The 26,563-nt window shown below is 71.8% G+C and carries 23 protein-coding genes; 13 read left to right on the forward strand and 10 right to left on the reverse strand.

Annotated elements, in window-relative coordinates:
* The first annotated feature begins 6 nt into the window (after positions 1-6).
* From ASF45_RS10255 to ASF45_RS10290, 8 genes are read left to right on the forward strand one after another with little or no spacing between them, the layout of a single operon-like run.
* The gene (locus ASF45_RS10255) at positions 7-921 is read left to right on the forward strand and encodes an alpha/beta hydrolase (RefSeq protein ID WP_056660994.1); all 915 of its coding nucleotides are present in this window, start codon (positions 7-9) and stop codon (positions 919-921) included.
* 2 nt (positions 922-923) lie between these two features.
* On the forward strand, positions 924-2,138 hold the full coding sequence (locus ASF45_RS10260) for an MFS transporter (RefSeq protein ID WP_200932142.1): 1,215 nt from the start codon (positions 924-926) through the stop codon (positions 2,136-2,138).
* Complete coding sequence (locus ASF45_RS10265) at positions 2,135-3,772, forward strand: (2,3-dihydroxybenzoyl)adenylate synthase (RefSeq protein WP_082550934.1); 1,638 nt, start codon at positions 2,135-2,137, stop codon at positions 3,770-3,772. Before ASF45_RS10260 ends, ASF45_RS10265 begins: the two co-directional genes overlap by 4 nt.
* Before the next feature lie 3 nt (positions 3,773-3,775).
* The gene (locus tag ASF45_RS10270; RefSeq protein ID WP_056660997.1) at positions 3,776-4,012 is read left to right on the forward strand and encodes a phosphopantetheine-binding protein; all 237 of its coding nucleotides are present in this window, start codon (positions 3,776-3,778) and stop codon (positions 4,010-4,012) included.
* On the forward strand, positions 4,009-7,932 hold the full coding sequence (locus ASF45_RS10275; protein WP_056661000.1) for a non-ribosomal peptide synthetase: 3,924 nt from the start codon (positions 4,009-4,011) through the stop codon (positions 7,930-7,932). Before ASF45_RS10270 ends, ASF45_RS10275 begins: the two co-directional genes overlap by 4 nt.
* Entirely contained in the window at positions 7,929-9,125 is a 1,197-nt protein-coding gene (locus ASF45_RS10280) for an isochorismate synthase MenF (RefSeq protein ID WP_056661003.1), read from the forward strand. Before ASF45_RS10275 ends, ASF45_RS10280 begins: the two co-directional genes overlap by 4 nt.
* Positions 9,122-9,769 carry an isochorismatase family protein gene (locus tag ASF45_RS10285; protein WP_056661006.1) on the forward strand — a complete coding sequence of 216 codons (648 nt, stop codon included), beginning with the start codon at positions 9,122-9,124 and terminating at the stop codon, positions 9,767-9,769. Before ASF45_RS10280 ends, ASF45_RS10285 begins: the two co-directional genes overlap by 4 nt.
* Entirely contained in the window at positions 9,766-10,302 is a 537-nt protein-coding gene (locus tag ASF45_RS10290; RefSeq protein ID WP_156472941.1) for a hypothetical protein, read from the forward strand. Before ASF45_RS10285 ends, ASF45_RS10290 begins: the two co-directional genes overlap by 4 nt.
* Positions 10,303-10,306: 4 nt before the next feature.
* Here ASF45_RS10290 and ASF45_RS10295 read toward each other — a convergent pair whose 3' ends face one another.
* Positions 10,307-10,642, reverse strand: a complete 336-nt coding sequence (locus tag ASF45_RS10295; protein WP_056661012.1) for a DUF2845 domain-containing protein — start codon at positions 10,640-10,642, stop codon at positions 10,307-10,309.
* Between the two features lie 11 nt (positions 10,643-10,653).
* Positions 10,654-11,511 carry an alpha/beta fold hydrolase gene (locus ASF45_RS10300; protein WP_056661015.1) on the reverse strand — a complete coding sequence of 286 codons (858 nt, stop codon included), beginning with the start codon at positions 11,509-11,511 and terminating at the stop codon, positions 10,654-10,656.
* A 90-nt stretch (positions 11,512-11,601) separates the two neighbouring features.
* Between ASF45_RS10300 and ASF45_RS10305 the strand changes: the two genes are divergently transcribed.
* Positions 11,602-13,500 (forward strand): bifunctional UDP-sugar hydrolase/5'-nucleotidase, encoded by a 1,899-nt coding sequence (locus tag ASF45_RS10305; RefSeq protein WP_056661018.1) that lies wholly within the window; start codon positions 11,602-11,604, stop codon positions 13,498-13,500.
* Positions 13,501-13,512: 12 nt separating this feature from the next.
* On the opposite strand, the gene ASF45_RS10310 is transcribed toward ASF45_RS10305, so the two are convergent.
* From ASF45_RS10310 to ASF45_RS10345, 8 genes are all read right to left on the reverse strand, one after another.
* Positions 13,513-15,639 (reverse strand): GAF domain-containing protein, encoded by a 2,127-nt coding sequence (locus ASF45_RS10310; protein WP_056661021.1) that lies wholly within the window; start codon positions 15,637-15,639, stop codon positions 13,513-13,515.
* Positions 15,636-16,199 (reverse strand): biliverdin-producing heme oxygenase, encoded by a 564-nt coding sequence (locus tag ASF45_RS10315; protein ID WP_056661024.1) that lies wholly within the window; start codon positions 16,197-16,199, stop codon positions 15,636-15,638. The genes ASF45_RS10310 and ASF45_RS10315 overlap by 4 nt, the downstream gene beginning before the upstream one ends.
* A 90-nt stretch (positions 16,200-16,289) precedes the next feature.
* Complete coding sequence (locus ASF45_RS10320) at positions 16,290-17,534, reverse strand: PEP-CTERM sorting domain-containing protein (protein WP_056661027.1); 1,245 nt, start codon at positions 17,532-17,534, stop codon at positions 16,290-16,292.
* A gap of 115 nt (positions 17,535-17,649) precedes the next feature.
* The gene (gene queF / locus ASF45_RS10325) at positions 17,650-18,495 is read right to left on the reverse strand and encodes an NADPH-dependent 7-cyano-7-deazaguanine reductase QueF (RefSeq protein ID WP_056661030.1); all 846 of its coding nucleotides are present in this window, start codon (positions 18,493-18,495) and stop codon (positions 17,650-17,652) included.
* On the reverse strand, positions 18,482-19,345 hold the full coding sequence (locus ASF45_RS10330; RefSeq protein ID WP_056661033.1) for a 2OG-Fe(II) oxygenase: 864 nt from the start codon (positions 19,343-19,345) through the stop codon (positions 18,482-18,484). The genes queF and ASF45_RS10330 overlap by 14 nt, the downstream gene beginning before the upstream one ends.
* Before the next feature lie 21 nt (positions 19,346-19,366).
* On the reverse strand, positions 19,367-20,140 hold the full coding sequence (yaaA, locus tag ASF45_RS10335) for a peroxide stress protein YaaA (protein ID WP_056661036.1): 774 nt from the start codon (positions 20,138-20,140) through the stop codon (positions 19,367-19,369).
* Positions 20,141-20,190: 50 nt separating this feature from the next.
* Positions 20,191-20,982 (reverse strand): 2-keto-4-pentenoate hydratase, encoded by a 792-nt coding sequence (locus tag ASF45_RS10340; RefSeq protein ID WP_056661039.1) that lies wholly within the window; start codon positions 20,980-20,982, stop codon positions 20,191-20,193.
* A 104-nt stretch (positions 20,983-21,086) separates the two neighbouring features.
* On the reverse strand, positions 21,087-21,953 hold the full coding sequence (locus ASF45_RS10345; protein WP_056661042.1) for an amidohydrolase family protein: 867 nt from the start codon (positions 21,951-21,953) through the stop codon (positions 21,087-21,089).
* Positions 21,954-22,058: 105 nt separating this feature from the next.
* Between ASF45_RS10345 and ASF45_RS10350 the strand changes: the two genes are divergently transcribed.
* Genes ASF45_RS10350 through ASF45_RS10365 form a run of 4 tightly spaced genes read left to right on the forward strand, consistent with a single transcriptional unit; the run spans position 22,059 to position 26,533 of the window.
* The gene (locus tag ASF45_RS10350) at positions 22,059-22,832 is read left to right on the forward strand and encodes a crotonase/enoyl-CoA hydratase family protein (RefSeq protein ID WP_056661043.1); all 774 of its coding nucleotides are present in this window, start codon (positions 22,059-22,061) and stop codon (positions 22,830-22,832) included.
* Positions 22,833-22,856: 24 nt separating this feature from the next.
* The gene (locus ASF45_RS10355; protein ID WP_056661046.1) at positions 22,857-24,746 is read left to right on the forward strand and encodes a feruloyl-CoA synthase; all 1,890 of its coding nucleotides are present in this window, start codon (positions 22,857-22,859) and stop codon (positions 24,744-24,746) included.
* 10 nt (positions 24,747-24,756) lie between these two features.
* Positions 24,757-25,521: an SDR family NAD(P)-dependent oxidoreductase gene (locus ASF45_RS10360; protein WP_056661049.1), complete on the forward strand. Its 765-nt coding sequence runs from the start codon at positions 24,757-24,759 to the stop codon at positions 25,519-25,521.
* Between the two features lie 22 nt (positions 25,522-25,543).
* On the forward strand, positions 25,544-26,533 hold the full coding sequence (locus ASF45_RS10365; protein ID WP_056661052.1) for a tripartite tricarboxylate transporter substrate-binding protein: 990 nt from the start codon (positions 25,544-25,546) through the stop codon (positions 26,531-26,533).
* The last annotated feature ends 30 nt before the right edge of the window (positions 26,534-26,563 follow it).

A 26,563-nucleotide genomic window follows, 5' to 3' on the forward strand; every position in this document is an offset into this window, starting at 1 on the left:
CGATCCGTGGTCCTTTCCCGCCCTTCGCCCTCGTTCCTCGCACCCCGCCGCAGCCTGCTGCTGACGCTGGCCGGCATCGGCCTGCAGGCCTGCACGGCGGCCCCGGCGGCCGGCACGCCCTACCACAGCGAACGCTTCGGCCTGGCTTCGGCCGACGGCCAGCGCCGCTACCGCGTGCAACTGCTGCTGCCCACCGCCAGGCCGCCGGCCAGCGGCTATCCGCTGCTCGTCATGCTGGACGGCAATGCCGCCTTCAACGCGCTCGACGACGGACTGCTGGCCCACCAGGCGCAGAACGGCCCGCTGGCCATCGCCACGCTGGGCTACGAGACCGCCCAGGACCTGGACGTCGCGGCCCGCGCCTTCGACTACACCCCGCCCGTGCCCGGCGAAAGGCCGACCTGGGACGACGCCCAGCGCCGACGCCCGGGCGGTGGCGCCGACCTGTTCCTGGACCTCGTGGAGCAGCAGGTGCTGCCCGACATCCATCGCCGTGCGCCTTGCGACCCCGACCGCACGACGCTCTGGGGCCATTCCTACGGCGGCCTGCTCGCGCTGTACGCGCTGTTCACGCGGCCGCAGCTGTTCACGCGCTATGCCGCGGCCGATCCCTCGCTCTGGTGGCACGACGGCTACCTGCTGTCGGTCGAGCAACGGGCCCGCCCGCTGCCCATGGGCCGGCCCATGCAGCTGCTGCTGATGGCCGGCGGCGCCGGCATGGCCACGCGCTCGCAGCGACCCGGCGTGGACGAACAGGCCCGCAACCGCCGCGCCATGCTCAGCGACGCCACGCCCAAGCTGGCCGAGCGCCAGGCCCGGCGCGCCGGCCTGGCCACCACCTACCAGCCCTTCCCGGGGGTTGGCCACGGGCCGATGCGCTCGGCCTCCATCCCACCCACGCTGGCCTTGGCCGCCGCCTGAACATGAACGCCCCCTCCACCGCCATGCCCGCCACGCCGCCGCCCATGGGCCCGCTGGTGTTCGCCGCGCTGACGGGCACCATGGCCATGATGGCCTTCGTCGCCGTGGTCGGGCCCATCGTGCGCCGGCTCGCGCTGCCCGAGTGGGTGGCCGGCCTGTCGGTCACGGCCGGCGGCTTGCTCTGGATGCTGCTGGCGCGCTGGTGGGGGGGCGTGGGCGACCGGCGCGGCCGCAAGCCCGTGCTGCTGGTCGGCTTCGCGGCCTTCGCCCTCGCCTACTGGGTGCTGGCCGCGGGCATCGACCTCGCGCTGCACCAGAAGATCGGCGGCCTGGCCGCGCTGGCCCTGCTGGTCGGCACGCGCGCCGCCATCGGCGCCTTCTACGCCGCCGTGCCGCCGACCGCCGCCGCCCTGGTGGCCGACCACACGCAGCCGGGCGAGCGCCCCGCCGCCATGGCCAAGCTGGGTTCGGCCAATGCCATGGGCCTGGTGCTGGGGCCGGCCGCGGCCGGCTGGCTGGCCGGGCGCGACCTCGCGCTCGCGCTGTACGCCGCAGCGGCGCTGCCCGTGATCGCGCTGGCGGTCGTCTGGCTGGCGCTGCCGGGCGGCACGCCTGCAGCGCAGCGCCCGCGCGGCGGCAGGCCCATGGGCTTGTTCGACGCGCGGCTGCGCGTGGCCGCGCTGACCGGCTTCGCGGCCATGGGTTCGGTGGCCATCGCCCAGGTGCTGGTCGGCTTCTTCGCGATCGACCGGCTGGCCCTGCCCGTGGACCAGGGCGCGCGCGTGGCCGGCCTCGCGCTGACCTGCGTGGGCTGCGCACTGATCGTCTCGCAGCAGTGCGTGATGCGCTTGCCGACCGTGCCGCTCGCGCGCTGGATCGTGCTGGGCGCCCTGGTCGCCGGCAGCGGCTTCGCCAGCGTGGCGGCCGTCCGGTCGCAGGGCATGCTGCTGGCCAGCTACGGCGTGGCCGCGTTCGGCATGGGCCTGATCTTCCCCAACTTCCAGGCCATGGCGGCCAATGCCGTGCAGCCGCACGAACAGGGTGCGGCCGCCGGCACGCTGTCGGCCGCCCAAGGCCTGGGCATGGTGCTGGGGCCCATCGCCGGCACCTTGCTGTACCGCGTCTCGCCCGCCCTGCCCTACCTGCTCGTCGGTGCCGGCTTGTGGGCACTGGCCCTGTTCTCCTTCGTGCGCCTGCAGCGCGCGACCACCGCATGACCGACTCCCTGATCCCTCTGCGCCAGACCTGGCCCGCCGATCTGGTCGCGCGCTACCGCGCGGCCGGCCATTGGCGCGGCGAGACCTTCCCCGCCATGCTGCGCGAACGCGCGCAGCGCTTTGCCGAGCGCACCGCCATCGTCGGCGGCGACGAACGCTGGACCTATGCCGAACTGCAGCGCCGCGCCGAGGCCATCGCCACCGGCCTGCTGGCGCGCGGCCTGCAACCGGGCGAGCGCGTGGTCGTGCAGCTGGGCAACATCGCGGCCTTCTATGCCGTGGTGTTCGGCCTGTTCCGCGCCGGCCTGGTGCCGGTCTATGCGCTGCCCGCGCACCGCAGCACCGAGATCGCCCACTTCGTGAAGAAGGCCCAGGCCAGCGCCTATGTGGTGGCCGACCGGTACGACGGCTTCGACTACCGCACGCTGGCACGCGAGATCCTCGCGTTGGATCTGGGCCTGCGCGAGGTCGTGGTGGTCGGCGATGCTGCCGAATTCACGGCCCTGGACAGCCTGGCCGGTGACCCGACCCTGCTGCCCGAGCACGACCCGGACCCGCAGTCCGTCGCCTTCCTGCAGATCTCGGGCGGCTCCACGGGTCTCTCGAAGCTGATCCCGCGCACGCACGACGACTACATCTACAGCTTCCGCGCCTCCAACGCCATCTGCGGCATCACGCAGGATTCGGTCTACCTGGTCGCGCTGCCGGCCGCGCACAACTTCCCGATGAGCTCGCCGGGCGCGCTGGGCGTGCTCCATGCCGGCGGCACCGTGGTGCTGTCGCCCTCGCCCGCGCCCGAGACCGCCTTCGCGCTGATCGCACGCGAGCGCGTGACCGACACTGGCCTGGTGCCGCCGCTCGCGCTGCTGTGGGCCCAGGCCGCGGCGACCACCCCGCACGACCTCACGAGCCTGCGCGTGCTGCAGGTCGGCGGCGCCAAGCTCACGCCCGAGGCGGCGCGCCGCGTCGTGGCCGGCCTGCCCGTGACGCTGCAGCAGGTGTTCGGCATGGCCGAAGGCCTGGTCAACTACACGCGGCTGGACGACGACGAAGACACCATCCTCACGACCCAGGGCCGCCCGATCAGTCCCGACGACGAGGTGCTCATCGTGGACGACGCCGGCCACCCCGTGCCCGAGGGCACCGTCGGCTACCTGCTCACGCGCGGCCCCTACACCATCCGCGGCTACCACAACGACGCGGCCGCCAATGCGCGCAGCTTCACCGCCGACGGCTTCTACCGCACCGGCGACATGGTGCTGCGCCGGCCTGGCGGCCACCTCGTGGTGCAGGGCCGCGCGCACGACCACATCAACCGCGCTGGCGAGAAGATCTCGGCCGAGGAGGTGGAAGACCATCTGCTCGCGCATCCACAGATCTTCGACGTGGCCGTGGTCTCCATCCCCGACGACTACCTGGGCGAGCGCATCTGCGCCTTCGTGATCCCGCAGGGCGAGAAGCCACGCCCGCCCGAGGTCAAGGCCTGGATGCGCGGCCGCGGTGTGGCGGCCTTCAAGATCCCGGACCAGATCGTGTTCGTGCCGGCCTTCGACCAGACCGCCGTCGGCAAGACCAGCCGCAAGGAACTGCGCGCCCGTTTGCGCGCCGACTTCCTGGCCAACGAAACCAAGTGACCCATGCCTGAAGCTCTGACCTTGGAACGCATGCGCGCCGACGTGGCCCGCATGCTGCGCGAAGACCCCGCCGACATCGGCCTGGACGACAACCTCATGGACTGGGGCCTGGACTCCATGCGCCTGCTCAACCTGGTGCTGGCCTGGAACGAGGCGGGCCTGCAGCTGGACCTGTCGGAGATCGGGGCACAGACCACGCTCAACGGCTGGTGGAAACTGGTCCAGCAGCGCCAGGCATGACGGAAGACGGCGCCGCGCACTGGCCGCTGACCGAGGCACAGAGCGGCCTGTGGTATGCCCAGCAACTCGATCCGGCCAACCCCGCCTTTAACTGCGGCCATGCGCTGTGGATCGACGGCCCGCTCGATGTGGCCGCGTTCGCCGCCGCAGCCGAGCAGGCCGCGGCCGAGTGCGAGTCGCTCGCGCTCGCGCTGCGCGACACGCCCGAGGGCCCACGGCAGTGGCTGGACCCGGCGCGCCGCCCGGCCCTGCAGCAGATCGACCTCTCGGGCCATGACGACGCGGCCGAGCGCGCACTGGCCGCCATGGGCGCCGACATGCAGACGCCGCTGGACCCCACGCGCGACGCGCTGGCCGTGCAGCGCCTGTACCGCCTCGGGGCCGACCGCCACTGCTGGTACCAGCGCGCCCACCACCTGGCCAGCGACGGCTACGGCATGGCGCTGTGGAGCCAGCGCCTGGCCGAGCTCTACACCGAACGCCTGGGCCAGAGCCCCGCGCGCACGCCGCTGGCGCCGTTCGCGCAGCTGGTCGCCGAGGATGCGGCCTACCGCGCCTCACCCAAGCGCGCCCAGGACGCCGCCTACTGGCGCGATGCCTTCACGCCCATGCCCGAGGTTGCCGGCCTTGCCACGGGCCGGGCCCACGCCGCCCACCGCTGCCATCGCGCAAGCGTGCCGCTGGACACGGACCTGCGCACGGCCCTGCTGGCCCGGGCCCAGCGTCTCGACACCAGTTGGCCCGACCTGCTGACGGCCTGGACCGCGCTGTACTGCCTGCGCATGGCCACGGCCGACGCGACCGTGCTGGGCATCCCCTTCATGGGCCGGCTCGGCAGCGCGGCCTCGCGCGCCAGCGCCACCACGATGAACGTGTTGCCGCTGGCGGTGCGTGCCACGCCGGGCCAGCCGCTTGCTGATTTCACCGAACAGCTGGTGCGCGCGCAGACGCGTGCGCGCCGGCATGGCCGCTACCGCAGCGAGCAGCTGCGCCGCGACCTGAATCTGCTGGGCGGCCAGCGCCGGCTGCATGCCGCGCTGGTCAACGTCCAGCCCTTCTACAAGCCGCTGGTGCTGGCTGGCCTGGCGACGCGGCTCGACATCCTGGGCACCGGCCCGATCGACGACCTGACCATCGGCTTGCGCGGCGACGGCGTGCAGCAGCTGGAACTCGAGATCGAGGCCAACCCCACGCTCTACAGCGCGACCAGCGTGGCGGGCCACCTGGCGCGGCTGCCCGCGTTCCTGCGCAGCGCGCTGACGGCACAGGCCGTGGACGACATGCCGCTGGCCAGCCCCGCGGAAAGCCAGCGCCACCTGTTCACGCTCAACGCCACCGACCACCCCGTGCCCGCGACCACGCTGGCCGCGCTGATCGAAGCGCAGATGGCGGCGCGGCCCGAGGCCACTGCGCTGGAGTTCGAAGGCCGGGCGCTGACCTATGCGCAGCTGGAGCAGCGCTCGCGCGCGCTGGCACGCACGCTGCGCGCACGCGGCGTGGGCCGCGACCGCCTGGTGGCCGTGGCGCTGCCGCGCTCGCTGGAACTGCTGGTGGGACTCGTGGCCGTGCTGCGCGCGGGCGGCGCCTACCTGCCGCTGGACCTGGCCCACCCGCCCGAGCGGATCGCGCGCGTGGTCGCGCTATCGCAGCCGGTCTGCGCGCTCGTGCGCGCCGAGGACGCAGCCCGACTGCCGCCCACACTCGCACGCCTGCGCACAGCCGACTGGCCGCAGCAGGCAGACGCTGCGCTCGACCACTCGCCAGCCCCCGGCGATGCCGCCTATGTGATCTACACCTCGGGCTCCACGGGCGAGCCCAAGGGCGTGCTCGTCGAACACCGGGCCATCGTCAACCGGCTTGCGTGGATGCGCCAGCACTACGGTTTCACGCCCGAGGAGCGCATCCTGCAGAAGACCCCCGCGACCTTCGACGTCTCGGTCTGGGAGTTCTTCCTGCCACTCATCACGGGCTGCACGCTGGTCATCGCGCCGCCCGAGGCGCACCGCGACCCGGCCGCGCTCGCGCAGATCATCCGCGACCAAGGCATCACGACCTGCCACTTCGTGCCGTCCATGCTGGCCGCTTTTCTTGCGCACCCGGCCGCGCGCGGCCTCAGCATGCAGCGCATCTTCTGCAGCGGCGAGGAGCTGCCCGCACCGCTGCGCGACCGGCTGCACGCCACGCTCACGAGCGCGCTGCACAACCTCTACGGCCCGACCGAGGCTGCGGTGGACGTGAGTCACTGGTCGGCCTCGGCCGACGACCACAGCCGCCCCGTGCCGATCGGCCTGCCCGTCTGGAACACGCGGCTGTACGTGCTGGACGCGCGCATGCGCGCGCTGCCGCCCGGCGTGGCCGGCGACCTCTACCTGGGCGGCGTGCAGCTCGCGCGCGGCTACCTGGGGCGCGACGACCTCACGGCCGAGCGCTTCCTGCCCGACCCGTACCGCCCCGGCGAACGCATCTACAAGACCGGCGATCTCGCGCGCTGGCGGGACGAGGACGGCGCCGTGGTCTTCCTGGGCCGCAGCGACCACCAGGTCAAGCTGCGCGGCCTGCGCATCGAGCTCGGCGAGATCGAGGCCGCGCTGCACGCCACCGGTCTGGTGACGCGTGCCGAGGTCCTGCTGCGCGAGGACCACTTGGGCGACAAGCGCCTGGTGGCCTACGTGCAACTCAGCGCCGACGGCGCCGCCGCCTCGGCCGACGAACTGCGCCAGCGCCTGGCCGCCCGCGTGCCCGACTACATGCTGCCCGCGGCCACCGTGCCGCTGTCGGACTGGCCCGTCACCACCAACGGCAAGCTGGACCGCCAGGCCCTGCCCGCGCCGCGCTTCGCCGATGGCGCGGCCGCCGGCCGCGCGCCGCAGACCGCCACCGAGGAAGCCATCGCCGCGCTGTTCGCAGAACTTCTGCACCTGCCCGCCGGCACGACCGTGGGCGCCGAGGCGGATTTCTTCGGCTTGGGCGGCGACTCGCTGTCGGCCGTGCAACTGCTGCTGCAGATCGAGGAGCGCTGGCACCGCAACCCGGGCCTGGGTGCGCTGTTCGAGACCCCCACGGTGGCAGCGCTGGCCGCCGCCATCGACGGCGAGGCCGTGCGCTTCGACAGCGGGCTCAGGCCGCTGATCCGGCTGGCCGCGGGCGATGCCGCGCAGGCGCCGCTGTTCGTCATCCACCCGGCCGGCGGCATCGCCTGGGGCTACCGGCTGCTGGCGCGCACGATCAGCCAGATGGCACCCACGCGCAGCGTCTGGGGCCTGCAGTCGCCCGCGCTCGCGCCCGAGCATCCGCTGCCCGACGGCATCGCCGCGCTGGCGCAGGACTACGCCGCGCGCGTGGCGGCCCTGCAGCCCACCGGCCCCATCCACCTGGCCGGCTGGTCGGTCGGCGGCACCATCGCCCAGGCCATGGCCGTGGCCCTGCAGCAGATGGGCCGCAGCGTCGGCCTGGTCGCGCTGCTGGACGCCTACCCGGCCGACTGCTGGCGCGACGAGCCCGAGCCGACACCGCTGCAGGCGCTGCGCGCGCTGCTGGCCATCGCCGGCCACGACCCCGAAGGCCACCCCGAACTGGACACGCGCGACAAGGTGGTGGACTTCCTGCGCGCGGGCGACACCGCGCTCGGCAAGCTGCCGCCTGCCGCGCTCGAAGGCGTGGTGCGCGTGGTGACGGACACCAACCGGCTGATCCGCCAGCACCGCCACAGCCGCATGGCCGGCACGCTGACCCATGTGCGTGCCGCGCGCGACCATGCCGGCAAGCCGCAGCTGCAGGCCGCGCGGTGGCTGGACCACGCCGAACGCGTCGACATGCTGGAGGTACCGCTCATGCACGCGCAGATGACGGGCGCCGAGGCCACGGCGCTGATCGCGCCGCTGCTGGCGGCCAGGATGGCGCTGACGGAGATCACGGCATGATGCGCGAGGATCTTTCCAGGCTTGCGCAAGAGGCCAGCGACGGCCGCACGCGCATGCTGCTGCTGTCGCACGGGGACGGTCTGCTCAGCGAGGGCGTGCAGGCGCAGCTGGCCGTGCCGGCCGCGCAGCTGGGCAGCGCAGTGGCGCGGCACTTCGCTGGCGCCGCACCCGATGCCAGGCTGGTCGGCGCCCTGCCCTTCGACCGCCACGCGCCAGCGCACCTGCTCGCACCGCAGCGCGTGCACGATGCCGACACGGCCAGCGCCTGGCTGCATGGCATGGCTCGGCAGGCCCAGGCACCGCACGGCTGGGCGCTGCAGGCCGAACCCACGCGCGCCGGCTACGCGGCCGCCGTCGCCCAGGCCGTGCAGCGCCTGCAAGACGGCACTGGCCTGCACAAGGTCGTGCTGGCCCGCACGCTGCGCGCGCACAGCGCCACGCCCATCAACCCCTGGTGGCTGGCCCGCCGCCTGGCCGGCGACCCCGGCGTGCTGCGCTACGTGCTGCCCCTGCCGGCCCCAGCCGACGCCGCACCGGCCTGGCTGGTCGGCGCCACGCCCGAGCTGCTGCTCTCGCGCCGCGGCGCAGCCATCGCCAGCGAACCGCTGGCCGGCTCGGCTGCCCGCGGCCCCGACCTGGCAGCCAGCGAAGCCCGTGCCGCGGCCCTGCGCGACTCGGCCAAGGACCTGGGCGAGCACCGCTACGTGGTGCAGGCCATTGCCGACCTGCTCGCGCCGCTGTGCCGCCAGCTGCGCGTGCCGGCCACGCCGGCGCTGCACGCCACGGCCAGCATGTGGCACCTGGGCACGCGCATCGAGGGCGCGCTCAAGGACGCGTCGCCCGACGGACTGCCGCTGACCTCCAGCGCCGCGCTGGCCGCCCTGCTGCACCCCACGCCGGCCGTCTGCGGCACGCCGCGCGCCGCGGCCGCCGAAGCCATCGCCCAGCTGGAACCCGTGCCGCGCGGCTTCTACGCCGGCGCGGTCGGCTGGTGCGATGCGGCCGGCGACGGCGCCTGGCACGTGGCGTTGCGCTGCGCCCATGTGCAGGGCCGCGAGGCCCGGCTGTTCGCCGGTGCGGGCATCGTGGCCGACTCGGCGCCCGAGCTGGAGGCCACCGAAACGCGCGCAAAATTCAATGCCATGCTCCATGCGCTGGGCATCCCGCCCGCGCTGTTCCCCCCAGACCGATGACCGACACCCCACGCCGCCTGCCCAGCATTCCCGCCTACGCGCTGCCGTGCGCCGACGAACTGCCAACCGCGCGCGCGCCCTGGCGCCTGGACACCGCGCGTGCCGCACTGCTCGTGCACGACATGCAGGACTACTTCCTCGCGGCCTTCCCGCCCGCGGCCGAGCCCCTGCAGAGCGCCGTGGCCCATCTCGCGCAGCTGCTGGCCTGGGCCCGCTCGATGAGCGTGCCGGTGTTCTACACGGCCCAGCACGGCAACCAGGACCGGCGCGACCGCGGCCTGCAGGCCGAGCTCTGGGGCCCGGGCATGCGCGCCACACCCGAACACGAGCAGATCGTGGCGGCGCTGGCGCCGCAGCCCGGCGACCAGGTGCTGACCAAGCACCGCTACAGCGCCTTCCAGCGCAGCAACCTGGAGACGCTGATGCGCGTGCGCGGCCGCGACCAGCTCGTCATCACGGGCGTCTACGCCCACATCGGCTGCCTGTGCACGGCTGCGGAAGCCTTCCAGCGCGACATCGAGCCCTTCTTCGTGGCCGATGCGCTGGCCGATTTCTCGCGTGAGAAGCACGACATGGCGCTGCAATGGGTGGCGGCCACCTGCGGCCAGGTGCTGACCACCGCACAACTGCTCGCAGCGGCATGAAGATGCGCGCACGCCACCGCACCGCCCTGCTGGCCTGCACCGCGGCCTTCGCGCTGCAGGCCCAGGCCCAGAGCCTCCACCCGCTGCTGACGCCGCCCGCCGCCCAGCGCTACCCCGAGGAGTTGAGCAGGGAGATGCAGCGCATCGCCGGCGGCACCACCGCGCAGGAACGCGCCAGGCAGCTGGTCGCCGCGCTGGCGAAGAGCCTGGCGCAGCCGCGCGAGGGCATCCGCACCCTCGTCGTCCCCGAACGGCCCATCGCCGGCCAGCTCTCGGCCGTGGCCATCGTGCCGCCCAGCAGCAAGCCCGGCGTGCCCATCGGGGTGTGCCTGCAACAGGGCATCGTCGGCGAGGACGGCCAGATGACGCACACCAACATCGGCATGCTGCAGATTGCAAGCAGCGGTTCGGTGGCGCCGCACCTGTGGACCGGCGAGCGTGTCGGCGCCGAGGTGGACGGCAAGCTGCAGGCCGCCTGTGCGCCCTACCGCACCGGCTACATCACCTACATCCAGAGCGCAGCGCCCGGCTGAAAGGCTATTGCCGCGGCCCGTACTTCATCTCGCGCAGCTCTCCTTCGCGGAACTGCAGGATGGTGATGAACTGCCCGATGCCGGGCTTGTAGGTCCACTCCTCGACCATGTCGCAGGCCACATGCGGTGGCCGGCCCACCGTGCTGGGCGCGATGCCGATGGGCTTGCAGAAGCTGTCCTTGGCCGCAGGTGCGCCGCACTTGGACTCGATCACGAACTTGGTCTCGCCGATCTGCGCGAAATCGCGGCCGCAGCGCAGGGATTGGGCTTGCGCGGCACCGGCGCAGGCCAGCAGCAGGACGGCCAGGAACAGCGGCAGGGATCGTGGGCGGGAGGTCATGGAGCGCGGTTCTACACCAAAGGCGACAACACCTGCGCCAACGCGGCATCGAAGGCCGCGGCCCGCTCGTACTGCACCCAGTGGCCGGCACCGTCGATCAGCGTCAGCCCCTGGAACTGCGCTCCGCGCGCGAAGGCCTCGGCCAGCAGGTCCATGCGGCCCGTGTAGAGCACGTCCTCGCGCCCGTAGATCGCCCAGACCGGGCAGCGCACCTGCTGCAGCGCGTCCTTGAGCGCCTCGGTGCGCGCCAGCCGGCGCCGCTGCATGCGGTCGCGCACCACGTTGGCGCTGTGCAGGGCCAGCGCGAGTTCGTCGATGGCCTCGGCACGGTGCAGCATCAGCACGCCGAGGTTGTGGCGGTGCACGGCTTCGCGTGCGGTGGCGTCTTCGAGGTGGCGCCAACCGCGCAGCACGATGCGGCCGGCGTCGGACACGCCCATGGCCGGCGCGCCGACCACCACCAGCCGCGCCGCGCGCTTCGGGTGCGCAGCCGCCAGCAGGCCGGCCGTGAGGCCGCCGAACGAGAAGCCGACGAGGTCGCAGCGCTGCGTGCCCAGCAGTTCGGCCAGGCCCTGCTCCACCGCGGGCGCCACGTCGTCGGCGTCGCCGCCCCCTGGCGGGCGCGCAGAGTCGCCGAAGCCCGGCAGGTCGGGCACCAGCACCTGGCGGCCGCCGGCGACCAGGGCATCGATGTTGCGCACCCAGTGGGTCCAGCTGCCGCTGCCGCCGTGCAGCAGCACCACGGGGCCGGACGGGCCGGCATCGGCCGGGCCCCAGCGGTGCCATTGGATGTGGCCGTCGCCGCAGGGCGTCTGCAGGGCTTGGGCCGCGGCCTCAAGCCGCGGAATCGGATCGGGAAGAACGGACATCGCCGGTTTATACCGCCGGGCCTTTCATGCCCATGTCACCGACGCTTACGAACATGACGGCTCCCTTTATCTGAATGATCTGGAGTCTCGATGACGATGTGGCGCAAGGGCCTGGTGGCCGTGGCGGCGGCAGCACTGGTGGCGGCCTGTGGCGGTTCCGACGATGACAACAGCAAGCCGCTGGACCTCACCATCCTGCACATCAACGACCACCATTCCACGCTGGACAGCCAGGCCAAGACGCTCAAGCTGTCGGCCGGTGGCGCCGCGGCGCAGGACGTCACGGTGGACGCTGGCGGGTTCCCGCGCGTGACGGCCGCCATGGCCGAACTGGCCGCGCAATCGCCCAACGTACTCAAGCTGCACGCCGGTGATGCGCAGACGGGCACGCTGTACTTCAACCGCGCCGGCGCCGACGGCGAGGCCGATGCGGCCATGATGAACACCGTCTGCTTCGACGCGTTCACGCTGGGCAACCATGAATTCGACAAAGGCGACAGCGGCCTCAAGGCCTTCATCGACCGCCTGCATGCCGGCAGCTGCCAGACGCCGGTGCTGAGCGCCAACGTGCAGTTCGGTGCCGGCTCGGCCCTGAACGCGAGCCGCGCGCCCGGTCTCGTGCGCCCGTCCACCGTGGTCGAGCGCGGCGGCCAGAAGATCGGCATCGTGGGCCTCACGATCGCCGGCAAGACCAAGGCCTCCTCCAGCCCCGATGCCGACACCCGCTTCGAGGACGAAGCCGTGGCCGCGCAACGCGAGATCGACAAGCTGCGCGCGCAGGGCATCGACAAGATCATCCTCATGAGCCACATTGGCTATGCCTACGACCAGGAAGTCATCGCCAAGCTGTCGGGCGTGGACGTGGTCGTGGGCGGCGACTCGCACACGCTGCTGGGCCCGGCCGCGTTGACCACGACCGGCGTGGGCACGCCGGGCGGCGCCTACCCCACGCGCCTGGCCGACAAGGACGGCAAGAACGTCTGCCTGGTCCAGGCCTGGGAGTACGCCCAGGTGGTGGGCGAGCTCAAGGTCAGCTTCGACGCCAAGGGCGAGGTCACCAGCTGCAACGGCACACCGCACGTGCTGATCGGCAACGACTACCGCATGGGCACGGCCCTGACCGCGCCCGCGGCCACCGATGCCCAGCGCACTGCGATCGCGGCCAGCGTGGCGGCCACCGGATTTCTGCGCGTGACGGCACCGCAGGCCGCGGCCACCGCCGTGCTGCAGCCGTTCAAGGACAAGGTGGCGGTGTTCAACCAGACCCAGGTGGCGGTGGCGCCGCTGGAACTGTGCTCGCGCCGCGTGCCGGGCGGCGTCGGCTCGGCCGACTACGGCCGCTCCAGCGCGGCCTGCAGCGCCGAGGGCAGCGTGAGCGTGCGCGGCGGCGACATCCAGCAACTCGTGGCCCAGGCCTACCTCGAAGTGGCGAACGCCAGGTACGGCGGCGCCGACATCACGCTGCAAAGCGGCGGCGGCGTGCGGGTCCCGCTGCAAGGCGTGACGACGGCGGCGCAGGTCATCTCGGTCCTGCCCTTCGGCAACATGCTGTTCCGCCTGGACGTGACGGGCCAGGAGGTCAAGGGCATGCTCGAGGACGGCCTGCAGGCGGTCTACGGCGCGGGTGGCTCGACCGGTCCCTACCCCTACACGGGCGGCATGCGCTTCGACGTCAACGCCAGCGCCACCAACGGCAGCCGCGTGAGCGGCATCGAGGTGCGCGACAAGGCCACCGGCAACTGGGTGGCGCTGGACCTGGCCAGGACCTACAGGCTGTTCGTGCTGAGCTTCAACGCCACGGGCGGCGACGGCTACACCACGCTGAAGAACGTGCCGGCCGCGCGCCGGCTGGACATCGGCGTGCTCGACGCCGACGTGTTCTTCAGCTACATCGAAGGGCTGCCCAAGGACACGGCGACCGGCCTGCCGCTGCTGGGCCGCCTGCCGCACGCGCTGTACAGCACCAAGAGCTTCGTCGGACCCAACTGAGGCCGCGCCGGCCTACGCCGGCAGCCGCAGCGTGAACACCACGTAGGGCTCGGCGTAGGCGTACTCCAGTTCGCCGCCGTGCGCCCGCGCGATCTGGCGGGCGATGTACAGACCCAGCCGCAGGCCATCGCCGCCGGCACCCAGGCCGGCAGCCCCCGGCTGGAAGGGGTCGAACAACGCGGCCAGCACAGGGGCCGCGATCTCGGGCGCCACGTTGCTGACGTCCAGCACCACGGCCTCGCCCTCGCGGCGCAGCTGCACCACCACCGCTTCGTCCACCGTGCCATGGCGCGCGGCATTGCCGACCAGGCAGGCCAACACCTGGCGCAGCCGCGCGGCGTGGCCGTCGAGCACCAGGCTGCGCGGCAGCTCGCGGATGAAGCGCTGCGCCGGCTGGACCGCCTGCACCTCGTCGACGACGGCGTGCACCAGCTGCGCGAGGTCCACCGGCGCCAGCGGCAAGTCCAGGCCGGCGCCGCCGCGCACACGCGCTGCGTCCAGCACCTGGGCCACCAGGCGCTGCATGCGGCTGCCGGCCGGGCGCGGGTCGAGCGGGCCGGGCACGCCACCGTCGACGCCCGCGCTCAGCAGTGCCAACAGATGGCTGCGTGCACGGTCCAGGTCGACGCTGCGCGCCGCGGCGGCCCGCGCCAGCTCGCTGAGCAGGGGCCGCGCGATCTCCAGGTCGGTCTCGCTCCAGGGCACACAGCGGCCGCGCACCGTGTCCTTCCACACGTCGAAGCTGCCGCGTGGCGTGAGCCGCGGCCCCAGCGGGCCATGGCTGTACGCCTTGTCGGGCTGGCCCCCCCAGGCGATGGTCTCGACCTGCTCCTTGCGCAGCAGCACGAGCCAGCCGTCGGTGGCGTCGGAAAAGCGCAGCGCCAGCACGCCGCACCAAGGTCCCAGGGCCTCGCGCAGCGCGGGCGGCATGCCGTCTTGGCTGTCGCCCAGCCACAGGCCGCTGTGCAGCGGTGTCTGCGCGGTGAGGAAGGGCAGCAACTCGCGTGCAGCCTCCGGCGCCACACCGGTGGCGGCCAGCACGTGGCCGCGCTCGGCCAGCACCAGGCCATGGGCCTCGAACATGCTGGTCAGCGCCTCGGCCTCGCGCGCCAGCGCCTGCACGCCGTCCTCGGCGTGCAGCAGGGTCTCGATCGCGCGCGCACGCACGCCGGCCGCGGCGGCCAGGCGCTCGGCACTGGCCCGCGCCAGCGCGGTCTGCACGTCGGCCGCCAGCACATGGGCCAGCACGTCGCAGGCACTGCGCACGCGGTAGGGCACGTGGCGCGGCCGCCTGTGGTGGCAGGCCAGCATGCCCCACAGCCGGCCCTGCACCACGATGGAGATGCTCATGGACGCGGCCACGCCCATGTTGGTGAGGTACTCGATGTGCACGGGTGAGACCGCGCGCAACACGCTGTGTGAAAGGTCCAGCGGCACGGCACCTTCGTCCTCGGCTTCGATGGGCACCGCCTGGCTGCCCACCGCGACGATGGTGCGCAGCGTGTTGAGCAGGTACAGCCGGCGCGCCTGGGCCGGAATGTCGCTGGCCGGGTAGCGGCGGCCGGCGAAGGGCTCCAGCGCGGCGTCGCGCGCCTCGGTCACCACGTCGCCGCTGTCGTCGTGGCGGAAGCGGTAGGCCATCACGCGGTCGAAGCCGGTCAGCGCGCGCACCTCCTGCGCGGCCACGGCCAGGAGATCGTCCACGCTGCGCTGGCGCTTGAGCCGCACCAAGGCCTTGTGGCCCTTGAAGGCGTCGTCGGCCAGCAGCGCGGCCTCCTCGCCCAGTAGTTCGAGCTCCAGCAGCAGCTGGCGGCCCCGGCGGTGGCCGATCAGCTCGAAATGCCGGTCAGCCAGCGTGACCTGGATGGCCACGGGCTGCGATTCGTCGGCCTCGGCCGACAGGCAATCCTGCACCAGGCCGTGCATGGCTGCGTCGGCGGCGAAGCAGGTCTCGCCGAGCGGCTGGCCCAGCACCGGCGCCGCGGCGCCCAGCAGGTCGTCGGCATTGGCGCTGCGGTGCGACAGGCGGCCATCGGCGCCGAAGGCCAGCAGCACGCCGTGCGACTGGATGCGGCCAGGGATGTGGATGGGCTCCTGGTCGCAGTTGGACAGCCCCAGCGGAGCGGCTTGCGTGTTCACGGCATCAAGCCCCCCTGCCGAAAGCGCGCCAGCAGGTCTTCGAACGCCCAACGGGCGGCGGCACAGGCGGCGGCCACGTCGGCCGGCTGCACGAGCGCGGCACGCAGCGCCTGCAGGAAGCCGTTCCAGTGCGAACCGGTGCCCGTGCCGCGGCCTTCCAGGTAACGCAACGGCGCATCGACGCCCGCGCGCCGCAGGCGCTGGTGCAGCACGCGGCCGCCCAATTGCGAGCCCTCGACCACATAGGCCACGCCCCAGGCGGCGGCATCACCGTCCAGCGGCGGCCGGGTGGCCCCCGCGGGAGCGACGGCAAGGCTGGCATCGCCGAGGTCGGCGCACAGCGGCTCCAGCAGGCCCTGGCCCCAGCCGGTGCGGTGCAGCAGCGGCGTCAGGTCCGACAGCCAGCCGTGCAGCACGCGCAGGTGCTGGTGGTAGTGGTGCAGAGATTGGGTGGCATCGGCTGGCTGGGCCAGCGGCAGCTGGCTGTCCAGTCGAGCATGCAGCGCCTGCGTGGCACTGCGCAGCGCCTGCAGGGGATCACCCGGTGCAGCCGCCCGCATGGCGTCGTTTGACAAGGAAGAAATCGCCCCCGGGCGAGATGGATGAGTGACGGGGGCCAATGGTAATGCCGCGCCCTGCGGCGCCCTACATCATTTGATGGGCCGGCGCCGCCGCGCAAGCGCCCATCCGGCCGCCGCCAGGCCCAGCAACGCCGCCAGCGGAGGCTCGGGCACCTCGTTGCCAGGTGCGAAGCCCAGTTGCAGGCTGGCCACGCGCTGCAGCAGCTCCGCATCGCGCCCGGCGATGCCCAGGTCGCGCGCGGCGATCTCGCCGGCACCGAAGCCCGCAGGGTCCAGGCCGGTCAGCGTGCCGTACAGCGTCAGCGCGCTCAGGTAGGAGCCGTACAGGCTGGCGTGGGTGCCGTCGTCCCACCACAGGTCGGGCAGCCCATCCGTGCCGGCATCGGGCGCGTAGTGGTTGGCCGTGGCCACGCCCATGGCCAGCGCGAGCATGAAGGCCTCGCCCACGGGCGCCACGGCGGTGATGCCGCCGCTGCCGTCGGCACCGGCGTCCTGCGCGGCCTGCGCGTAGGCGTCGCGCAGATCGACCGTCATGTCCTGCAGCGAGGCGTAGAACGGGGTGGCCGGCGTGTCCGTGAAGCTGACGGCGCCGGTCACGGGATCGGTCACCGTGGTGAAGGGCGCATTGACGAGGTTGGGCCGGGCCCAGGTCTGGTACAGGTAGACCTCGGTGTCGGCACTGGCGTTGGGATTGGCCGGGATCTCGCGCAGGTTGCCGCAGGTGCCGGTGGAGGCGCCCGTGATCGCGGCGCAGGCGGCATTGCTGCCGCCGATCAGCTCGCGCTCGCGGTAGGCCAGCGCCTGGCCCTGGTGGATGTAGTTCTCCAGCAGGTTCACGTAGGTGTTGAAGTAGGCCGGGTTGGAGGCGAGCCCGGCCTGCTTGGGCAGTGGCTCGTCGCTCTGCTCCTGCAGCACGACCTTGCTCCAGGCCTGGCTGGCGACATTGCCGCGCAGGTCCCAGCCGGCCGGGTTGCTGTTGAGGAAGTGGCCGCGCAGCGAGGCCGCGTTGCGCGTGGACAGCGCCACCTGGTAGTCGAGCCCGGCCTGCACGGTGAGCTGCTTGAAAATGCCGGCCACGCCGCCCCAGGGGTGCGGCTCGAAGGCATTGCTGCCGGTGCTGTTGGCGGCGGCCATGGGCGCCGTGAGGTCGCGCACGTTGGCGGTGTTGTAGCTCATCACCGGGTCGACGCGGCCGAAGGTGTAGCTGTTGCCGACGAACAGCACGCTGATGGGTTCGGCCTGGGCGGCCGCGCAGGCCAGCAGGGCCGGCAATGCCAGGGCGCGCAGCGTGGCGCGCGCGGTGGTGCGGTTCATGGATCTGTCTCCGTGTCGTTGGGGCGCCGATGCTAGGGCGGCCCCCAAGCCAGATCAAATACCTGAAACCGCTGCTCCGCATACGTTCTGCATATGCGGTGCGGAGCCTTGTCGGCTACTGCCGCGCCGTGCGCACGTTGGCCGGCACCGCGCCCGGATGGCTGGTGCGCCAGGGGTTGATGTCCAGGCCGCCACGCCGCGTGTAGCGCGCATAGACGGTCAGCTTGACCGGCCGGCAACGGCGCCAGATGTCCATGAAGATGCGCTCCACGCACTGCTCATGGAACTCGTTGTGGTTGCGAAAGCTCACGATGTACTGCAGCAGGCCGGCCTGGTCGATCTGCGGGCCCGAGTAGGCGATCTGCACGCTGCCCCAGTCGGGCTGGCCCGTGACCAGGCAGTTGCTCTTGAGCAGGTCGGAGGTCAGCACCTCGGTGACGGGCGATTCGTCGAAGGCCGCCGTCAGCAGCGTGGGGTCGGGCTGGTACTGCGTGCATTCGAGGTCGAGCCGGTCCAGGCTCAGGCCGTCGAGCTCGTGGATGGGCTGCTGGTCGAACTGCTCGGGCAGCAGCACGCGCACGCCCACCGTGGCGGGCGTGGCGCTGCCGCGCCAGACGGCCTCGGAGATGTCGGTGCGCAGGCGCGCGCGCACGTCGTCCACGCTGTCGAAGCGCGTGTTCGTGAAGCTGCCCAGGTAAAGCTTGAAGGACTTGCTCTCGACGATGTTGGGCGTCTCGCAGGGGATGGTGAACTGCACCAGCGCCACCTGCGGCTTGCCGCGCGGGTTGAGCCAGCTCAGCTCATAGGCCGTCCAGAGGTCGGCGCCGAAAAAGGGTGTCTTGCCATCCGCACCGATCTCGGCGCGCTTTTCGGCGCGGGCGATCGGGAACAGCAGCGATGCGTCGTACTGGTCGGCGTAGGGCGAGGCCTTGCCGAGCGGGGAATGTTCAGGCGAATTCACGTTCTCTGAGCCACTTGGTGGCAATCCATTTTTCTCCGGCCAGCACGGGCGAGCCACCGTGCAGGGTGCGCGTGCTCGGGTGCGGACGGTCGTAACTGAAGAAGACGGCGTTGCCGCGCTTGGGCGCGACCTCCAGGTGCACATCGGGAAACACCGTGCCGCCGCCGCGCTCGGGCTCGCCCAGGTACATCACCAGCGTGCCCACGCGCTGGCCACCGCGCTTCAGGATGCTGGGCGTGCCGGGTTCGGCCGGGTCGAAATAGTCGTAGTGCGGCTTGTACTCGGCGCCGGGGCCGTAGCGCAGGATCTGCAGGCCCTCGCCGTTCTCCAGCGGCCAGCGCAGCAGCGCGGCGATGCGCGCCTCGATGCGTTCGATGAGTTCGGTCTCGCCGCGCTGGAAGAACATGCCGTCGCTGGTGCGGTCGACATTGATCTCCTCGCCGCCGGTCTTGGTGGCCACGGTGCGCGAGCGCGCCATGCGCGGGCTCGCCAGGTCGATCAACGCCTCGCACTCTGCATCGGACAGCAGGCCGCCGAACACCACGATGCGCGGCTGCAGCTGGGCACTCAGCACATGCACGCGGCGGTCTTCGGCCTGCAGGTACAGCGGCGAATCGTCGAGCGCGGGCTCGGGCACGGTGGTCGCGGGCGGCAGCCCTGCCGCCACGGCGTTCTGCTCCAGGTGCTCGCGCAGCGTGTTCTCCAGGGCCTCGATGGCCACGTCTTCTTCCCAGCCCGCGTCGCGCATGGCCTGGAGCACCACCTCGGCCGCGTGGCCGGCCTGGGCCTGCTCCACGATCCATTGGCGCAGCTGCGGCGTGATGGCCTGGGTCGGTGCGTTGGCGGACATGGGGCTCCTTTTCTCTGCGGTTCAGCCGGCGCGGCGCCGGAACACCAGCCGGTTCGGCTCGGACACGTCGGCGTCGTAGGCATAGCCTTCCAGGTCGAACTGGCGCAGCTTGGCTGGGGTGGCGATGCGGTGGGTGATGGCGTAGCGCGCCATGAGGCCGCGCGCACGCTTGGCGAAGAAGCTGACGACCTTGTAGTTGCCGGCCTTGTACTCCTCGAACACGCATTCGACCACACGGGCCTGCAGCGTCTTGCGGTCCACGGCCTTGAAGTACTCCTGCGAGGCCAGGTTCACGACCACGGGGTGCTTGCTGCCCGAGAGTTCGGCATCCAGGTACTCGGCCAGGCGGGGTCCCCAGAACTGGTAGAGGTTGCTGCCGCGCTCGGTGGCCAGGGCCGTGCCCATCTCCAGGCGGTAGGGCTGCATGCGGTCCAGCGGGCGCAGCACGCCGTACAGGCCGGACAGGATGCGCAAATGCTTCTGCGCCCAGCGCAGGTCCTCGGCCGGCATGGCGCGCGCGTCCAGGCCGCCGTAGACATCGCCGTCGAACGCCAGCACGGCCGGGCGCGAGTTGCGCGCCGTGGAGCGCGGGCTGTGCGCCTGGTAGCGCGCGACGTTGAGCGAGGCCAGCTGGTCGGACAGATCCATGAGCTCGGCGATCTGCTGCGGCGACTTCTCGCGCAGCACGGCGATGAGCTCGGCCGTCTGCTCGGCAAACAGCGGCTGGGTGTGCGAGACCGGCGTGGCCGGGCTCTCGTAGTCGAGCGACTTGGCGGGGGACAGCAGGAACAGCATGCTTGGCGGGAAAAAGTGCAGCCGGAAATTATCCGGCACGACCAAAACCCTCAGCGCAAGGCCACTGCCAGTGTGTCGAACGGGGCCGTGATGCGCGTGGACCAGCGCTGGCCGGCGGCGATGGGCCAGGCGTCGGTCCAGGTGCCCGTGGTGACCACGTCGCCGGCCGCCAGGGCCGGCGCGCCGGGGCAGGCCTGCAACTCCAGCACGAAGTGCAGCAGCGCGTGCAGCGGGCCGTCGAGCACGTTGGCGCCCAGGCCTTCGTCGACCAGGCGTTCGCCCTCGAACAGCTGCAGGCGCGCCGCGCCGAGCTGCGCATCGAGTGCCGCGCCGCTGCTGGCCAACCGGCGCACGGGCGTGCGGCGCCCGACCAGCAGCCGCGCATGCAGGCCACCGTCGGCCACGGGCTCGGCGGCGCTCGCGAACTTCCAGGCGCAGTGCGACTGCACGACCTCGAAGCTCGGCGCCAGCCATTGCACACAGGCAAACAACTGCTCCAGCGTGGCGCCGGCCGGCGGTGTGGCGGCCAGTCCGAAGGCGATCTCGGGTTCGATGCGCGGGTTGCAGGTACCGGCCAGGTCGACCTGGCCCTCGCCTTCGCAGAACTGCAACGTCGTGTCCCAGACCGTGCCCCAGATCGGCGCGTGGATGCCGTAGCGCGGCCAGATCGTGCGGTTGGTGAAGCCGACCTTGTAGCCACGCGGCTGCTCGCCGCGTGCGCTGCGCAGGCCGCGCACGGCCAGCGCGCTCTCATAGCCGGCGGCCAGGTCCGGCGCGATGCCGTGTTCGGCCGGCCAGGGCGCGGCGCTGTCGCAATGCGAAAGAAGGGCTTGAGGCGTCATGCCGGCGTCTCCGTGCGGTTGTACGGGTGCAGATGCCGCATTGTCGACGCCTGGGCCGCCTGCGCTGGGCCGATCCCCGCAAGCGGGGCCCCTCGTCCTGGCGCTCAGGCGGCCAAGCCCAGCAGCCGCATCGCATTGCCCTTCAGGATCCCTGGCATCACCTCGGGCTTGAACCCCGCCTCCTCGGAATCCTTCAACCAGCGCTCCGGCGAGATCAGCGGCCAGTCGCTCGCGAACAGCACGCGGTCCTTGAGCAGGGTGTTGGCGTACTGGATCAGCTGCTTGGGAAAGTACTTGGGGCTCCAGCCCGACAGGTCGATCCAGACGTTGGGCTTGTGCGTGGCCACCGACAGCGCCTCGTCCTGCCACGGAAAGCTCGGGTGCGCCATGACGATCTGCATGTCCGGGAAATCGATCGCCACGTCGTCCAGGTGCATGGGGTTGCTGTACTCCAGCCGCAGGCCGCCGCCGCAGCGCATGCCCGAGCCGATGCCGCTGTGGCCGGTGTGGAAGATGGCGGGCAGCTTGTGCTCGGCGATGACCTCGTAGATCGGCCAGGCCATCTTGTCGTAGGGGTGGAAGCCTTGCACCGTGGGGTGGAACTTGAAGCCCTTCACGCCATGCTCCTCGATGAGCCGGCGCGCCTCGCGCGCGCCCATCCTGCCCTTGTGCGGGTCGATGCTGGCGAAGGCGATCATGATGTCCGAGTTCTTCTGCGCAGCCTCGGCGATCTCCTCGTTCGGGATGCGCCGGCGGCCCAGGTTGGACTCGCTGTCCACACCGAACATCACGAAGCCGATCTTGCGCTCGCGGTAATAGTCGATGCTCTCCTGGATGGTGGGCCGGCGGCTCGAGCGGAAGTACTTGTCGGCCGCGCGGTCGTACTCCTCGCCGTAGTTGTCGAAAGGGTTCCAGCAGCTGATCTCGGCGTGCGTGTGCGTGTCGATGGCGATGAGGTTGGTGCAGTCCACGGGGGTCTCCGCTTCTAGGGGTAAGTACCAGGGAATTGGCAGGCTTGGCCGCCTTGATTTGGTTATTTTTCATAACCATAATCGATCCATCTTCCGGATGCAATCATGACCCACCCCGACCTCTCCCTCGAACGCCAGGACGACATCGCCATCGTGCGGCTGAACCGTGCCGCCAAGCGCAACGCGCTCAACGACGGCCTGATCCTGGCGCTGCGCGATACCTTCCAGAACCTGCCCGATGGCGTCCGCGCGGTGGTGGTCGATGGTGCCGGCGAGCACTTCTGCGCCGGTCTGGACCTCTCGGAGCTGAAAGAGCGCGACGCCGGCCAGGGCGTGCTGCACTCGCGCATGTGGCACCAGGCGCTGGACGGCGTGCAGTTCGGCACCGTGCCCGTGATCGCGGCCCTGCATGGCGCCGTGGTGGGCGGCGGCCTGGAACTGGCCAGTGCCTGCCACATCCGCGTGGCCGACGAGAGCACCTTCTACGCGCTGCCCGAAGGCACGCGCGGCATCTTCGTGGGCGGTGGCGGTTCGGTGCGCATTCCCAAGCTGATCGGCGTGGCGCGCATGACCGACATGATGATGACGGGCCGTGTCTACAAGGCCGAGGAAGGCGAACGCGCCGGCTTCGCGCAGTACCTCGTGCCGCAAGGCCAGGCCTTGGCCAAGGCCACCGAGCTGGCCAGGCGCATCGCGACCAATGCGCCGCTGACCAACTACGCGCTCATGCACGCCTTGCCCCGCATCGCCGAGCAACCGGCCGACCATGGCCTGTTCACCGAGGCATTGATGGCCGGCATCGTGCAGGACGCTCCGCCCGCCAAGGAACGCGTGCGCGCCTTCCTGGAAGGCCGCGCCGCCAAGGTCTCGAAAGACTGACCCCGCCCGTTTTCGGAGGACGACATGACGCAAACCAACGCGGCTGCCGCGGGCAGCCTGGGCGGAGCCTTGCCCAAATACCGCGCACTGGCCTTCGGCGTGACGCGCGCCAGCATCCGCGAGGCCGCCGGTGGCGTGCGCTATGTGCAAGCCGAGGCGCCGCTCGCGCCCTACGCCCACCGCATGACGGACCGGCTGCTGCACTGGGCCGAAGCCGCGCCCGAACGCACCTTCCTGGCCCAGCGCGCCAGGCTGCCGGGCGGTGCGCGCGGTGACTGGGTCCACCTCAGCTACCGCGACATGCTGGCCAAGGCCCGCGCCATCGGCCAGGCCCTGCTCGCGCGCGGCCTGTCGGCCGAGCGGCCCGTGGCCATCCTCGCGGAGAACGGCCTGGACCACGCGCTCGTCGCCTTCGGCTGCCTGCTCGTGGGCATCCCGCACTGCCCCGTGTCGCCGCCCTACGCGCTGGTCAGCAAGGACTACGAGAAGCTGCGCCATGTGATGGGCACGCTGACGCCGGGCCTCGTGTTCGCGAGCGACGCGCGCTATGCCGCCGCCATCGCGGCCACGGTGCCGGCCGATGTGGAAGTGGTCATGGGGGAAGGCGAACTGGAGGGGCGTGCCAGCACGCCGCTGGCCGAACTGCTGGCAACGGTGCCCACGCCCGCCGTGGACGCGGCCATGGCCCACATCCACCCCGGCACCATCACCAAGTTCCTGTTCACCTCGGGCTCGACCAAGAACCCCAAGGCCGTCATCAACACGCACCGCATGTGGTGCGCCAACCAGCAGCAGATGCGCCAGTCCATCCCGGCGCTCGGCGAAGAGCCGCCCGTGCTGGTGGACTGGCTGCCCTGGAACCACACCTTCGGCGGCAACCACAACATCGGTATCGCGCTGGACAACGGCGGCACGCTCTACATCGACGAGGGCAAGCCCACGCCGGCCGGCATCGCCGAGACGCTGCGCAACCTGCGCGAGATCGCACCCACGGTCTACTTCAACGTGCCCACCGGCTTCGAGGCGATCGCCGATGCGATGGAGACCGACGCCCAGCTGCGCAAGACCCTGCTGTCGCGCGCGCGCATGTTCTTCTACGCCGGTGCCGCGCTGCCGCAGGCCCTGTGGGACAAGCTCAACCGCATCCAGGAGGCCGAGATCGGGGAGCGCCTCGTGATGGGCACGGGCCTGGGCATGACCGAGTCCGGGCCCTTCGCGCTGTACATCACGCGGCCCCAGGTGGCCACGGGCGACCTGGGCCTGCCGGCCGCGGGCATGGAACTCAAGCTCGTGCCCACCGACGGCAAGACCGAGATCCGCTACCGCGGCCCCAACGTGACGCCGGGCTATTGGCGCATGCCCGACGCCACGCACGAGTCCTTCGACGAGGAAGGCTTCTTCTGCACGGGCGACGCCGTGGCGTGGATCGACGCGCAGAACCCGCACCTGGGCCTGCGCTTCGACGGCCGCATCGCCGAGGACTTCAAGCTCGCCACCGGCACCTTCGTGAGCGTGGGCCCCATGCGCGCCAAGATCACGGCCTACGGCGCGCCCTATGTGCAGGACGCGGTGCTGACCGGCATCAACCTCAAGGAGGTCGGCGCGCTGATCTTCCCGACCCAGGCCGTGCGCGAACTGGCCCGGCTGCCGGCCGACGCCCCCATGGCCGAGGTGCTCGCGCACCACGGCGTGCAGGCGCACTTCCAGCACGTCATCGACAAGCTCGCGGCCGATGCCACGGGCAGCGCCAACCGCATCGCGCGCGCCGTGCTGGTGGCCGAGCCGCCGTCCATCGACAAGGGCGAGGTGACGGACAAGGGCTCGATCAACCAGCGCGCCGTGCTCAAGCACCGCGACGCCACGGTGCAGGCCCTGCACGGCGGCACCCTGCCCTACACCATCACCCCGCGTTGAGGAGAATCGCATGAAGATCGAAGCACAGGCCGCCCTCGTCACGGGCGGCGCATCGGGCCTGGGCGAGGCCACGGCCCGCGAGCTGGCGCGCCTGGGCGCCAAGGTGGCGGTGCTGGACCGCAACCTCGCACGCGCACAGCAGGTGGCCGCCGAGATCGGCGGCAGCGCCCATGCTTGCGACATCGCCGACACCGCGAGCGTGGAGGCCGCGCTGGACGCGGCAGCCGCCGCGCACGGTCCGGCCCGCATCCTCATGAACGTGGCCGGCATCGGCTCGGCCAAGCGCATCGTGGGCAAGGACGGCCAGGCCGCGCCGCTCGAAGACTTCGCCAAGGTGATCGGCGTCAACCTGATCGGCACCTACAACATCAGCCGGCTGTTCGCGGCGCGCTGCGCCAGGCTCGATCCGCTCGATGGCGGCGAGCGCGGCGTGATGGTGTTCACCGCCTCGGTCGCGGCCTTCGACGGCCAGGTCGGCCAGCAGGCCTACAGCGCGTCCAAGGGCGGCCTGGTCGGCATGACGCTGCCGATGGCGCGCGACCTGGCACAGCACGGCATCCGCGTCTGCACGGTGGCGCCCGGCATCTTCGCCACGCCGCTGCTGCTGGAGCTGCCCGAGCCCGTGCAGGCCTCGCTGGCGGCCGCCATCCCGTTCCCGCCGCGCCTGGGCAAGCCTTCGGAGTTCGCCGAGCTGGCCTGCCACATCGTCACCAACGGCCACCTGAACGGCGAGGTCATCCGGCTGGATGGCGCGCTGCGCATGGCCCCCCGCTGATCCACCCCGAGGAGACAACCCCATGCAACACCGTCGCCATTTCCTGCAAGCGCTGGGCAGCGCCGCCGCACTGTCCGCGCTCTCGCCGCTGTCCGCGCTCGCCCAGGTGCTGGACCAGGTCAAGATCATGTACGGCTTTCCGGCCGGCAGCGCCGGCGACAGCGTGGCCCGCCGCGTGGCCGAGAAGCTGGGTGGCACGCCCTACAGCAAGAACCCGGGCTATGTGGAGAACAAGCCTGGCGCGGGTGGCCGCATCGCGGTGGAGTCGCTCAAAGCCGCGCCGGCCGACGGCTCGGTGCTGACGCTGGCGCCCGTGTCGGCCCTGGCGGTCTATCCCTACATCTACCCCAAGCTCAGCTACAAGCCCGAGGAGGTCACGCAGGTCTCCATCGGCGCCATCATGTTCCACGGCCTGGCCGTGGGCCCGGCCGTGCCGGCCGAGGTCAAGACGCTCAAGGACTTCCTGGCCTGGGCCAAGGCCAACCCCGACAAGGCCAGCTACGGCTCGCCGGGCGCGGGCTCCATGCCGCACCTGCTGGGGGCGCTGCTGGGCATCCGCGCGGGTGTGGATCTGAAGCATGTGCCCTACCGCGGCACCGTGCCCAGCATCACCGACCTCGTGGGCGGCCAGATCGCCGCCGCCATGAACCCCAGCGGCGACTACCTGCAGTACATGAAGACCGGCCGCGTGCGCGTGCTGGCCACCTCGGGCAAGCAGCGCTCGCCCTTCCTGCCCGAGGTGCCGACCTTCACCGAGCTGGGCTACCCCGACGTGACTTCTGAAGAGTGGTTCGGCTTCTACGCGCCGGCCAAGACGCCGGCCGCCACCATCGCCGCCGCCAACGCGGCCATCACCACGGCCCTCAAGGACAAGACCGTCGTCGACGCGCTGGCCATCGTCGGCCTGGTCGCGCACGGCAGCACGCCGCAGGAGATGGCGGCCGACCAGAAGGCAGAGTTCGAGCGCTGGGGTCCGCTCGTCAAGCAGATCGGCTTCACGGCCGAGTCCTGACCCCACCCACCACCACCGGAGGAGACACAC

The organism is Pseudorhodoferax sp. Leaf265, from assembly GCF_001422365.1.
Taxonomy (GTDB): Bacteria; Pseudomonadota; Gammaproteobacteria; order Burkholderiales; family Burkholderiaceae_C; genus Pseudorhodoferax.